Source organism: Stappia sp. TSB10GB4, assembly GCF_900185745.1.
GTDB lineage: Bacteria > Pseudomonadota > Alphaproteobacteria > Rhizobiales > Stappiaceae > Stappia.
The window spans coordinates 204,869-217,548 of record NZ_FYAV01000047.1 but is presented as its reverse complement, the minus strand read 5'-3'; the positions used below and the strand labels follow the sequence as shown (position 1 = coordinate 217,548).

Here is a 12,680-nt window from a genome sequence, read left to right as displayed (position 1 = left end):
AGGGCCGCATCCGCGTCGTTGCCCGTGCCGGTCCCCATGCCCGCGCGCGTCCCGGCGCCGGCAAGCCCGGCCGAAAGCCGGGTTCCGAGCCCGCCGGAGCCTGCCCGCCACCTGCACGAGAACATGGACCGCAGCGTCCGCGCGGCGGTTGCCCGGCTGACCGGAGGCGTTTCTCCCCACGCCTTTCTCGGCGCCTGGGGCGACTGGATGCTGCATTTGTCCCGCGCGCCTGGACGCCAGCTCGATCTTGTCGAGCGAGCGCGCGACAATGCGATGAAGCTCGCCGCCTACACGCTGTCCGGCGACGGCGAGCAGGCGCCGGCGCCGTTTACCCCGAAGAGTTTCGATCACCGGTTCGGCCATCCCGGCTGGCAGAAGGCGCCCTATCGCATCTGGCAGCAGAGCTTTCTGGCGGTGCAGGACTGGTGGGATTACGCGACCGAACCGCTGCGCGGGCTGGAGCAGCAGGACGCGGATCGCACCCGCTTCATGGCGCGGCAGGCGCTCGACCTTGTCTCGCCGTCGAACTTCCCCTGGAGCAATCCCGAGATCCTGGAAGAGACCGCCCGTCAGGGCGGGCGCAACCTGATCGAGGGCGCCGCGCATTTCGCGGAGGACTTCATCAAGACCGTGACGCAGCGCCACGATCCGGCGCCGAAGGGCTATGAGATCGGCAAGGATCTTGCCTGCACGCCGGGAACGGTCGTCTATCGCAACGACATCTTCGAGCTGATCCAATATACACCGCAAACCGACAAGGTTCAGGCGGAGCCTATCCTGATCGTTCCGGCCTGGATCATGAAATACTACATTCTCGATCTGTCGCCGCACACGTCGATGGTGAAATATCTTGTCGACCAGGGCTTCACCGTCTTCATGATTTCCTGGGTGAACCCGACGGCGGAGCAGGCCGGACTGTCGCTGGAGGACTACCGCAAGCGCGGCGTGATGGCGGCCATGGACGCGGTGTCGGCCATCGTTCCGAACGAGCGCATCCATGCGGTGGGCTATTGCCTGGGCGGCACCATGCTGGCGATCGCGGCGGCGACGATGGCGCGCGATCATGACGACCGCCTGGCCTCGATCACGCTGATGGCGGCGCAGGTGGATTTCGTCGAGGCGGGGGAATTGCTGCTGTTCCTCGACGAGAGCCAGGTGGCGTTCCTGGAAGACATGATGTGGGACCAGGGCTATCTCGACCGGCCGCAGATGGCGCGCACCTTCGCCGCCATTCGCGCCGAGGACCTGATCTACAGCCGCGCCGTGCGCCGCTACATGCTCGGCCAGCAGGATCTGCCGACCGATATCGGCGTGTGGAACGGGGACACCACCCGGATGCCGGCGCGCATGCATTCGCAATACCTGCGCGGCCTGTTCCTGGAGAACCGCCTGACTGCCGGCCGATTCGCCGTCGAGGGGCGGGTGATCGCGCTGAAGGATATTTCCGCGCCGATGTTCGTCGTCGCCACGGAGACCGACCATATCGCGCCGTGGAAGTCAGTCTACAAGACCCAGCTTTTCACCGACAACGACCTGACCTTCGTGCTGACCAAGGGCGGCCACAATGGCGGCATCGTCAGCGAGCCCGGCCATCCCCGGCGCCACTACCGCCTGTCGCACCGCCCGGCCGGCGCCCACTATTCCGGTCCCGACGGCTGGCCGGAGCGGCATCCGGCCCGGCCCGGCTCGTGGTGGCCGGAATGGGCGGCCTGGCTGGCGGCCCGCAGCGGCGGCACCACGCCGCCGCCGCGGATCGGTGCCCCCGAGCAGGGCCTGCTGCCGCTTGGCCCAGCGCCGGGCAGCTATGTCCATCTGGTGTGAACCGGTGCCGGCGGGGGGAGGGGGAGAGATGTGGAAGGATAAAAACATGAGTGAAATACTCTTGAATTCGCGCCCCCTTCAGGGTAGCTCTCGCGCATCCTCCCTCAGATGCGCGGACAGGTTTCCATGTCTTCCAGGTTCCCCCTTGCCGTTGCCGCCCTTGCGCTGGCGACCGTCGCTCTTTCTCCGGCCCGAGCCGAGCCGACCAGCTACCCGCTGACCCTCGACAATTGCGGCGTCGAGGTCACCTTCACCGCCGCCCCCCAGCGCGCGGTGGCGCTCGGCCAGAACAGCGCCGAGATCCTGCTGCTGCTCGGGCTGGAGGATCGCCTTGCCGCCTCCGCCTTCTGGCCGACCAAGGTGCTGCCCGAACTCGCCGAGGCGAACGAGAAGGTGAAGCTGCTCACCGTCGAGCAGCCGACGCTGGAATCGATCCTGGCCGAGGAGCCCGATTTCGTCGTCGCGCAGCTTCCGCTGCTGCTCGGTGCCGACAGCAAGGTGGCCAAGCGTGAGGATTTCGCCGCACTCGGAATTCCGAGCTACTTGTCTCCGGGTATTTGTACCACGCGCAGGGACACCGGGGATATTTACGGCAGCCGCCAGCAGCTCTGGAACATGGATCTCCTGTTCCAGGAGATCGACGAACTCGCCCGCATCTTCGATGTGGCGGATCGCGGGGCGCAACTGATTGCCGACTTCAAGCGGCGCGAGGCCGACCTGCGCGCCCGCCTCGGCAGCAACCCGGATCTCAGCTTCCTGTTCTGGTTCTCCAGCCCGTCGGTCGCGGACGATGCCTATCTGGGGGGCAAGAACGGCGCCTCCGGCTTCATCGCCGACGTGCTGGGCGGGCGCAACGCCATCACCACCGAGGCCGAATGGCCGACGGTCGGCTGGGAAGGCATCATCGCCGCCGATCCGACCGTGATCGTCGCCGCCTCTCTCGACCGCAACCGCTGGGATCTCGACAAGGCCGAGAACAAGATCGCCTTCCTGAAGGGCGATCCGACCGTCAGCCAGATGGAGGCCGTGCGCCGCGGTTATATCGTGACGATGAACGGCGCGGCGATGAACCCGACCATCCGCACGATCTACGGCGCGGAGGAAGTGGCCGCGCAGCTCGAGGCTCTCGGACTGATCAAGTGAGGATAGCCCTCTCGCGGGCCACCGCGCGGTTCGCACTGCTGCTGTTGGCGTCGCTGGCCGTTCTGGTGCTGGCGGTCGCCACGGCGGTGGGGATCGGCGAGATGCGGATCCCGCTGCGCACCGTCGCGCTTGCCGTCACCAACCAGTTCGGCTGGACCTCGGCCGACATCAGCCGGATCCAGGCCAGCGTGATCTGGGACCTGCGGCTCAGCCGCGCGCTGGTCGCCGCCCTGTGCGGGGCGGGGCTCGCCATGTGCGGCGCCATCTTGCAGTCGCTGCTGCGCAATGCCCTTGCCGAACCCTATGTCCTCGGCATCTCCGCCGGCGCCTCGACCGGGGCCGTGGCGGTGATCATTCTCGGCGTCGGCGCGGGGGCGGTGTCGCTGTCCATGGGCGCCTTCGCCGGTGCGCTGGCCGCCTTTGTCTTCGTCGCGGTGTTGTCCGGCGGCGGGCGGGGCGGCGCCGACCGCACCATCCTGTCGGGGGTCGCCGCGGCACAGCTCTTCAACGCGCTGACCGCCTATGTGGTGACGACCTCCGGCAATGCCCAGCAGGCGCGGGACGTGATGTTCTGGCTGCTTGGCAGTTTCGGCGGCGTCCGCTGGCCGGAGTTCCAGCTTCTGGCCGTGGTTCTCGTGTTTGGCCTCGCGGTCTGCGTGTGGCATGCGCGCGCCCTCGATGCCTTCACCTTCGGCGACGATGCCGCCGCCTCGCTGGGCATCGCGGTCGAGCGGGTCAGGGTCATCCTCTTCGCCGTCACGGCGGTGATAACCGCGACCATCGTCAGCATGGTCGGCTCCATCGGCTTCGTCGGCCTCGTGGTGCCCCATGCCGTGCGCTTCCTCATCGGTCCCGGTCATATGCGGCTGCTGCCCGCCTGCATGATGGTCGGGGCCGTGTTCATGGTTCTCGCCGATATCGTCTCGCGCAGCGTGATGGCGCAGCAGACGCTGCCGATCGGCATCGTCACGGCGCTGGTCGGCGTGCCGTGCTTCTCCCTCATCCTCTACCGGGCGAGGCCGGCGGCATGAGCATACGGGCCGAGAACCTCGTCTGGCGGGTCGGGCGCAAGACCATCGTCGACAATGTCAGCCTGCGCGTCGAACAGGGCAGCGTGCTGGGCCTGCTCGGGCCGAACGGTTCGGGCAAATCCTCGCTGCTGCGGCTGCTGTCGGGGCTGCGCCGTCCCGCCTCCGGCCGGGTGACGCTGGACGACGCCGACATCGCCCACATGGGGCGCCGGCACCTGGCGCGCCGCGTGGCGCTGGTCCAGCAGCATGCCGCGACCGACGTCAACGTGACGGTGGAGGAGGTGGTGCGGCTCGGCCGCACCCCGCATCGCGGGCCCTTGGCGGCCTGGACACCGGCCGACACGCTGGCCGTCGAGACCGCGCTGCAGCAGGTCGACATGGTGGAGTTCCGCCGGGAGCGCTGGCAGAGCCTGTCCGGCGGCGAGCGCCAGCGTGTCCATATCGCCCGGGCGCTCGCGCAGCAGCCGCACGAACTGTTCCTCGACGAACCGACCAACCATCTCGACATCCAGCATCAGCTTGAGCTGATGCGGCTGATCGCCCGGCTCGGCCTGACCAGCATCGTCGCGCTGCACGATCTCAATCACGCAGCGATGTTCTGCGACCGGCTGCTGGTGCTGGACCGGGGCAGGGTGGTTGCCGACGGGACGCCGGCAGAGGTACTGACGCCCGAGCTTCTGAGCGGCGTCTTCAAGGTGGAATGCGATTTCCATCGCCCCGACCAGGAGACCTTGCACATTCTGTTCCGCAAGTAGCGCGCTGCTCCGCATGGAGCGCGGCGTCCGGCCGGGCCCGCATTGCTCCCGGCCCGGAGGGGGGCTCAGCCTTTGGCGGCGCGGACCCTGCCCGAACCGGCGAGGGCCAGGAAGGCGAAGACCAGCGGCACGAAGGACAGCCACAGGATGGCGTTCCAGCCATAGGCGGTCAGCAGGCCGCCGGACAGGAACGAACCGAAGGCCATGGTGCCGAAGACGATGAAGTCGTTCAGCGACTGCACCCGCGTCTTCTCCTCCGGCCGGTGGCACTCCAGCACCAGCGCGGAGGCGCCGACGAAGCCGAAGTTCCAGCCGACCCCGAGCAGGATCAGCGCCAGCCAGAACTGCGTCACCTCGAGGCCCGTCAGTCCGACGGCGGCCGAGGCGCCGATCAGCGCGAGACCGGCGGCGACGACGGCGGGGGCGCCGAACCGGGCGATCAGGCTGCCGGTGAAGAAGCTCGGGGCATACATGGCGATCACATGCCATTGCAGGCCGAGATTGGCCGATTCCTGCGACAGGCCGCAAAGCTGCATGGCGAGCGGGGCGGCGGTCATCAGGAAGTTCATCAGGAGGTAGGAGACGACGCCGCAGGTCACCGCGATCAGGAAGCGCGGCTGCCGGATGATCAGGGCGAGCGGCCGGCCGCCGCTCCGCTCCTCGGCCGTGGGCATGGGCAGGCGGATGCCGGCGAGGATAACCGCCGAGAGCGCCGCCACCGCCGCCTGCGCCAGGAAGGTCGCGGCGAACATGTAGGGCATCCACAGATACATCGTGTGGGTGACCAGTTGCGGCCCGATGACGCCGGCGAAGACGCCGCCGGCCATCACCAGCGACAGCGCGCGCGGCCGCTTGTCGGCCGGCACGCAGTCGGCGGCGGCGAAGCGGAAGGACAGCACGACGGCCCCATAGGCGCCGCCGAAGAAGGTCGCCGCGCAGAACAGCCAGAACGAGCCGATGATCACGGCGAGGGCCGCCAGCAGGCCGACCAGCACGCCGCAGACGGTTCCCAGCAGGAAAGTCGCCCGGCGCCCGTGGCGCTGTGCGATCACTCCGGCCGGCAGCGTGCAGGCAGCCATGCCGACGACGAAGATGGTGATCGGCAGTGTCGCCAGCGCCGGCGTCGGGGCCAGCATATGGCCGACGATCGCGCCGGTGGCGAAGACGACGACGGAGTTTGCGCCCGCCAGCGCCTGGGCGAGGGCAAGGCGGATGACGTTGGCGCGGCCATGCTCGTAAAGCGGGGGCGAATAGCGGGGGGAGGCGGGGAGAACCGCCGCGGCGTCGGACATGGGCGCGTCAACCTGACTGAAAGAGATCCGGCAAGAGGACGCGGCAGTGCCGCGTCGCCGGCTGCAAGGAGAGTGTCACCTATCGCATAACAGATCGCGAAAGCGAGGAACAGGGATCACGAGTCTAGCACGCGCCTGCCCGCTCGGGGACAAGCCCGCGAGCGGACCGGCCGACGGGCCCGCTCAGAAGCGGACGGCGACACCCACCCTGCCGCCGGCCGAGGACTGGCCGTCGCCCTCGATGTTGAAGCGCAGCGCCGCGTCGAGGCTCCAATGGCCGCCATTGCTGAGCGTCAGTCCGGCCCCGACCGAACCGAAGGGACCCGAGCCGCCGAGGCTGGAATAGCCGGCGGTAAGGGCGACGCTCGGGGTCAGCACCAGCGCATCGTCGAGAACGTATTGGCGGGCGAGTTCGGCTCCAAGGCTGACCCGCAACTGCTCGACCGTGAAGCCGTCCAGGCCGACGATATCGCCGGCCGCGTTGGTGACGCGGTAGTCGTCCACCTTCTCGGACAGATAGACGGCGCGCAGCTTCGGGGACAGCGTGGTCGTCTCGTCGAGATACCACTGGCCGGAGAGGGCGGTGTCGAACATCCAGCGGCGGGTGTTGAAGCGGCCGTCCCAGAAGGTGGTGTCGATGTCGTTGGAGGATCCGCCATACAGCAGGCTGGTGTCCCAGAAGACGCCGCGGCCGAGCTCGAACGAGGCATAGGGGCCGACAAGCCAGCCGTCGCCGCTCAGCCTCGAATTGTCGCGGGTCGGATCGCTCATCCGGTCATAGTGGAAGGAGAAGCCGATGAGCGCATTCTCCGTCACCAGATAGTCCGCGCCGGCCGAGAACAGCGCGAACGTGCCCCAGCGGTTGTCGTTCTGCTTGCGATTGTGCACGGCGAACGAGCCGTCGACCCAGACGTTGAACACCGAGGTGTCGACACCGAGGCTGCGCTCGATCGCATCGCTCGCCGCGGACATCTGTGCCAGGCTGGTGGCAAAGCCCAGGGTCATGCCGTGCGACGAGGGCTTCATGCGCATGCTGATGACTTCCCGCGCCGTCCGCATCTGCCGCCGCTCGCGCAGGCCCGGTATCCTGATCATGGTGCTGATCAGGTTCTGCCGTGTCTGCACGAAGCCGTAAACCAGACTGTGGATTTCCTTGGCGACGGCGACGGGACTGTAGCCGAGCGTGTAGAGCACGGTCCCAACGTTGGACGTGCCGAGCGAACTGGTCAGCGTGAAGCGGATCGTCACCTGGCCGGAATAGGTCGGATTGGGCGTGAACTTCAGGTAGAAGCCGATCGGGCCGGGGCCGACCTGGGCGAACTCGCCATGGACGATCTGCGCCGTGCCGGCCGTCGGCGGTTCGACGGCGACGATGGCGGCGGACTCGAACGGTCCGCCCGTCGCACCGCTCGCCAGATTGACGTTCGGCGGCGTCGACCCCGCCGGCACGGTCACCTCCTTGTCGGTGACCACGACCGTCTGCTCGGTCACGGTCAGCGTATAGGCCGCCGAACCCGTGACGTCGTAGCCATCGCTCGCCTGGATCGTGAAGCTGTAGTTGCCCTCGGTGTCGACGTTGAGGGGGCCGTTCAACTCGCCGGTCGAGACATTCAGCACCAGGCCGCCGGGCAGGGACCCCGCGATCACACTGTAGAGATAGGGACCGGTTCCGCCACTGGCTGTGATCGAGACGGTGTAGTCTTCGCCGGCCATTGCAGCGGGCAGGGCGCCTGCCGCCGGATCCAGGGTGATGGTGACCGGGGCGGCATCGATCTGCAGCGAATAGGCGGCCTCGCCCGTGTCGGAGTTGGCGTCCGTCGCGGTGATGGTGAAGCTCGCCGTGCCGGCGGTGGTCGGGGCTCCGGTGAGCGCGCCGTTGGCGGCAAGGGTGAGGCCCGCGGGCAGGGCGCCGGCGGTGACCGCATAGCTGTAGGGGCCCGTGCCGCCGGAGGCGGTGAAGCTCTGGCTATAGGCGGTGCCGACCTGACCGGTGGGGAGGGCGCCTGCCGCGGGATCCAGGGTGATGGTGACGGCCGGGGCGGTGCGGGTGACGTCGACCGTATAGGTCTCGGTCGTGCTGCCGTCCTCCGCGGTGACCTCGACGGTGATGATGTTGCTGCCGACATCGAGGGGGATGGGGCCCGAGGCATTGCCGGAGGCAACGGTGGCGGAGTTGACGGTGATGCTGGCATTGGCGTCGCTGGCCGTGGGGGTGACGGTGAGCGAGGTGACGGCGTTGCCGACGGAAGCGGTGTAGCTGGTGGTGCCGCTGGTGAAGCCCGGCGTCAGCGTGCCCTGCGACAGGGTGAGGCCCGCCAGGGTGGCATCGGTCGAGGCCGGGGCGGCGCGGGTGACGTCGACCGTATAGGTCTCGGTCGTGCTGCCGTCCTCCGCGGTGACCACGACGGTGATGATGTTGCTGCCGACATCGAGGGCGATGGGGCCCGAGGCATTGCCGGAGGCAACGGTGACGGAGTTGACGGTGATGCTGGCATTGGCGTCGCTGGCCGTGGGGGTGACGGTGAGCGAGGTGACGGCGTTGCCGACGGAAGCGGTGTAGCTGGTGGTGCCGCTGGTGAAGCCCGGCGTCAGCGTGCCCTGCGACAGGGTGAGGTTCGCCAGGGTGGCATCGGCCGAGGGGGGAGAGCCTTCCGAACAACTCGCCGTTACCGTCACCGTGGCAGGATCGTTTATATAAACAGGGTTGGACGATTTGTTTACAATCAGCTCGATCGAAACAAAGGTATTGCCGGGCGAAAACGTATGGGAGCCGCTGTCGGAGAAGCTGCCGGTCGCGTACGTTCCGGCGTCCTCATTCCAATCATCCCAGTTTCCGACGTAGAAACTGCTGTAGTTAGAGCTTTCCGCAACGCCGCTGCCAGTAGCCGACCAGGTCAGCATTTCTCCGTCGGCCAAATTATCATATTCCGTGTAGTGGTTATGAGTGCCCGTTGGGAGAGAGGCCGCGTCGAGCGTTACGCCGGCACTCCAATCGCTGTTGATCTGAGCGCAGTGGGCGGAGAGCGCGTTGGCGTCGGTCGTGCCGGCGCAAAGGGCGAACCACAGGGTGAGGACCAGGAGAGCGAACTGGCCAAGCCGATGGCCCGCAGCCCCGAGGGCGGCATAAACGGCCTGCGCGCCCTGACGGCTGCCCGACGACATCTCGGCACTCAGGGAAACGCGGAATGTCGCCGGCTTCCGCCCGCCTGCCGTGACCGTCACAGCTTCTGTGCCCCGCATGCCCTCTCCCTGCCGTTTCGAGGGATTGTCCCCCTGGATCTGCCCCCCGCCTGTGGAGCACACCCGCGCCGCTCAGTGCCTACCGAAATCTCTTGGCCTGCCGAAATCTCTTGCGCGATGTCGCTTCCGGACCGGCATCCACTGCCGGGCCGGGAGTCGTGAATCGCAAATCCGTCTACAACCTGTCGTTAAGTCAATTTCTTGCGATGTTTCGTTGGCGCGGTCAATGGGTTGCAACCACCGACCGCGCTGTTTTCCGGCGGGTGTGACACTACGGTCTGTCGGGGTAGAGGCCGTTGATCATGATGCAGTAGCTCATCGCCAGCGACGGCGACTGGTTGGAGAAGGCAACGCCATTGCCGGTATTGCCAGTCGTGACCACACCGCCGGTGATGCCGGACTGATACGTGAAGCTGATGGCACCGTGACCGGCTGTGCCGGTCAGTTGCACGTCGAGGCCGCCGAGCGCCACTTCGGTTCCCGGGGTGGCCGCCGGCACATAGATCGTTGCCGCTCCTCCTCCCGTCGATGCGCCCTTGCCGAGAGATGAACCGGTTGCAATATCGGCAATACCGATGGTGTCTTTGGCGGATAGCGTCGCAGTGACCCCAAGCGTGCCGGCATCTGCCGGGACATTGACTGTCTGCTGTCCGCCGCCGGTGCCGGTGAACGTTGCCGCGTGGTTGTGCGGCGGCAGGTTGGAGACGTTGAGGGTGGTGGTGGGCACGCCGGATTGCGTGGCAAAGACCTGATTGGGCAAACCGGGGCCCGCGCCGTAGTGGAGTATCGCTCGGCCGCGCAGATCGGGGAGACCGAACTGGCCGCTCTGCACGGAGCCGCCATACTGGGTGCCGATCAGGCTGTAGAGGGCCTGATTGCCGTTGATCGCGATCAGCCGTCCGTCGGCCGGCAGCCAGTTTCGTGGGCACCAGTTGAACGCAAAGGCGCAGACGCTGCCGATGTAGGATTCCATGTTGCAGGCCTGTGCCGGCGCCGTGCCCGCGACGAGCAGGCCGCCGCCCAGGCCGAGCGTTCCGGCGATGCTGAGGGCGGAGAGCCCCCGGGCAACGGTACGATGCAGGTGGAGTTTGCCCTTCATGCCAGTCTCCTTCCGATTGCGCGCGGCCCGAATCGTGTCCGCACGGTGCTATGCTGCGCATCAGATTATAGTTTTTCTATCTAAAGTTGGTAAATATCGAACATTATCTCAATAGTTGTAATACGTAGCGTAAGATTGCAAAGCGGGATGCCGCCCAGCGGAGCGGATTTCGGGCGGCATGCTCGCGTGCAAGGCGCTGTCATGCCGCGCCTCGCACCGGGGAGGAGCGGTTGCCAGCCCCTTGGACGCGCGTGCAGTCATGCTTGAGACGGTGCTTGAGGCGGGCGAGGTGTGCGACGGGATGTCGAAAGCTGGAGAATTCGAACGCAAAATCGAGTACACACTCCGTTCCCAGGATGTTCGATACGCGTAAAGTAATGAGATATCAGTCAAACAGACTGGCCGTGGCGCCGATGATGGAATGGACCGACCGCAACTGCCGGGCGTTTCATCGTCACCTGAGCGCCCATGCGCTGCTCTATACCGAGATGGTGGCGAGTGCCGCCGTCATTCATGGCGACCGGGAAAAACTGCTTGGCTTCGACGCCATGGAACATCCCGTCGCCTGCCAGCTCGGCGGGTCCGACCCGCGTGAGCTGGCCGAGGCCGCCCGCGTGGTCGAGGGTTTCGGCTATGACGAGGTGAACCTCAATGTCGGCTGTCCGTCCGACCGGGTGCAGTCGGGCCGCTTCGGCGCCTGTCTGATGCGCGAGCCGGAACTGGTCGCTGAAAGCGTTGCGGCGATGAAGGCGGCGGTCGCCATTCCCGTGACCGTCAAGTGCCGGATCGGCGTCGACGATCAGGACCCGGAAGAGGCGCTCGACCGGCTGGCCGACGCCGTGGTCGCGGCCGGGGTCGATGCGCTGTGGGTGCATGCCCGCAAGGCCTGGCTGAAGGGTCTGTCCCCTAAGGAAAACCGCGATATTCCGCCGCTCGACTACGACCGCGTCTACCGGCTGAAGCAGCGGCTGCCCGACCTTTACATCGGCATCAACGGCGGCATTGCCAACCTCGACGAGGCCGAGGGGCATCTGGAGCGCGTCGACGGGGTGATGCTCGGCCGCGCCGCCTATCACGACCCATGGCTGCTCGCCGATGTCGACCGGCGCCTGCACGGCGCGGCAAATCCCGTCGCCACCCGGGAGGAGGCGATCGCCGCCTTCCGGCCGTTCATTCTGGCGCGGCTCGCCGAAGGCAACCGTCCCAATCAGATCCTGCGGCACATGCTGGGGCTCTATCACGGCGTTGCCGGCGCGCGCGCCTGGCGCCGTCGGCTGACGGTCGATGCGGTGAAACCGGGGGCCGGCATCGAGGTGCTGGACGCGGCCCTTGCCAAGATTGCCGGGGCCGGACTGGACAAACCGGCCGCCGTGGGTCAGTTAGAAACCACGGGGTAGGCGACCGGCTGAGTCCGGCTTGGCCCGTCCTCTCATTCCTTCCCGCGCCGCAGCCAGTGGGGGTTTTCATGGATTTGTCGTCGATCAACGGCGAGGTCATCGGCCTCGCGCTCGCCCTTGTCGCGTCGGGCGCCGTCGCGGGGATTCTCGCCGGCGTGTTCGGCATTGGCGGCGGCGCGGTGCTGGTTCCGGTGCTCTACCAGTTCCTGACCTGGCTTGGCGTCGACGAGGCGGTGCGGATGCACATTTCGGTGGCGACCTCGCTCGGCATCATCGTGCCGACCTCGATCCGCTCCTTCCTGGCGCATAAGCAGCGCGGCGCGGCGGATCTCGACCTGCTGAAGAGCTGGCTGATTCCGGTGCCGGCCGGCGCGGTGGTGGCCAGCCTTGTCGCCGCCTATGTCTCCGGCGACGGGCTCAAGGGCATCTTCGCCGGCATCGCCGTCATCGTCGGCCTGCGCATGCTGTTCAACCGCGAGAGCTGGAAGATCGGCAACGACATTCCCGGCAACCCGGTGCGGGCGATCTGCGGCGCGTTGATCGGCTTCTTCTCGACCCTGATGGGCATCGGCGGCGGCGTCATGAACAACACATTCATGACCCTGTTCGGCCGGCCGATCCACCAGGCGGTGGCGACCTCCTCCGGCACCGGCGTGCTGATCTCGATTCCCGGCGTCATCGGCATGATGTGGGCCGGCTGGGGCGCGGCGGGCCTGCCGGCGTTCTCGCTCGGCTATGTCAACATCCTCGGCGTTGCGTTGATCATCCCGATCACTACGTTCGCCGCGCCCTTCGGCGTCAAGATCGCCCACGCGCTGCCGCGCCGCTATCTGGAAATCTTCTTCGGCCTGTTCCTGCTGTCGGTCGCCGCCCGCTTCGCCTGGAGCCTGTGGGGCTGACGC

9 protein-coding genes are annotated in these 12,680 nt (G+C 67.1%); 6 read left to right on the top strand and 3 right to left on the bottom strand.

Annotated features, from left to right (window positions below; genetic code table 11):
* Nucleotides 1-36 precede the first annotated feature (36 nt).
* From TSB10GB4_RS11430 to TSB10GB4_RS11420, 4 genes are all read left to right on the top strand, one after another.
* The gene (locus TSB10GB4_RS11430; RefSeq protein ID WP_186395845.1) at nucleotides 37-1,821 is read left to right on the top strand and encodes an alpha/beta hydrolase; all 1,785 of its coding nucleotides are present in this window, start codon (nucleotides 37-39) and stop codon (nucleotides 1,819-1,821) included.
* A 126-nt stretch (nucleotides 1,822-1,947) separates the two neighbouring features.
* Nucleotides 1,948-2,964 carry an ABC transporter substrate-binding protein gene (locus TSB10GB4_RS23820; protein WP_244293194.1) on the top strand — a complete coding sequence of 339 codons (1,017 nt, stop codon included), beginning with the start codon at nucleotides 1,948-1,950 and terminating at the stop codon, nucleotides 2,962-2,964.
* Nucleotides 2,961-3,995, top strand: coding sequence for an iron ABC transporter permease (locus TSB10GB4_RS11425; RefSeq protein WP_244293193.1), 1,035 nt, complete (start codon nucleotides 2,961-2,963; stop codon nucleotides 3,993-3,995). The genes TSB10GB4_RS23820 and TSB10GB4_RS11425 overlap by 4 nt, the downstream gene beginning before the upstream one ends.
* Nucleotides 3,992-4,750 carry an ABC transporter ATP-binding protein gene (locus TSB10GB4_RS11420; protein WP_186395844.1) on the top strand — a complete coding sequence of 253 codons (759 nt, stop codon included), beginning with the start codon at nucleotides 3,992-3,994 and terminating at the stop codon, nucleotides 4,748-4,750. The genes TSB10GB4_RS11425 and TSB10GB4_RS11420 overlap by 4 nt, the downstream gene beginning before the upstream one ends.
* Nucleotides 4,751-4,815: 65 nt before the next feature.
* Here the strand turns inward: TSB10GB4_RS11420 and TSB10GB4_RS11415 are convergent, their stop codons facing one another.
* From TSB10GB4_RS11415 to TSB10GB4_RS11405, 3 genes are all read right to left on the bottom strand, one after another.
* A complete protein-coding gene (locus TSB10GB4_RS11415) occupies nucleotides 4,816-6,042 on the bottom strand; it encodes an MFS transporter (RefSeq protein WP_186395843.1) in 1,227 nt (408 codons plus the stop codon).
* Between the two features lie 183 nt (nucleotides 6,043-6,225).
* Entirely contained in the window at nucleotides 6,226-8,718 is a 2,493-nt protein-coding gene (locus tag TSB10GB4_RS11410) for a cadherin-like beta sandwich domain-containing protein (RefSeq protein WP_186395842.1), read from the bottom strand.
* Nucleotides 8,719-9,553: 835 nt separating this feature from the next.
* Nucleotides 9,554-10,381 (bottom strand): phage tail protein, encoded by an 828-nt coding sequence (locus tag TSB10GB4_RS11405; RefSeq protein WP_186395841.1) that lies wholly within the window; start codon nucleotides 10,379-10,381, stop codon nucleotides 9,554-9,556.
* A gap of 377 nt (nucleotides 10,382-10,758) precedes the next feature.
* Here TSB10GB4_RS11405 and dusA point away from each other — a divergent pair, with 377 nt between their 5' ends.
* Both dusA and TSB10GB4_RS11395 read left to right on the top strand, forming a co-directional pair.
* Entirely contained in the window at nucleotides 10,759-11,778 is a 1,020-nt protein-coding gene (gene dusA, locus TSB10GB4_RS11400) for a tRNA dihydrouridine(20/20a) synthase DusA (protein ID WP_186395840.1), read from the top strand.
* 68 nt (nucleotides 11,779-11,846) lie between these two features.
* Nucleotides 11,847-12,677: a sulfite exporter TauE/SafE family protein gene (locus TSB10GB4_RS11395; protein WP_186395839.1), complete on the top strand. Its 831-nt coding sequence runs from the start codon at nucleotides 11,847-11,849 to the stop codon at nucleotides 12,675-12,677.
* Nucleotides 12,678-12,680 lie beyond the last annotated feature (3 nt).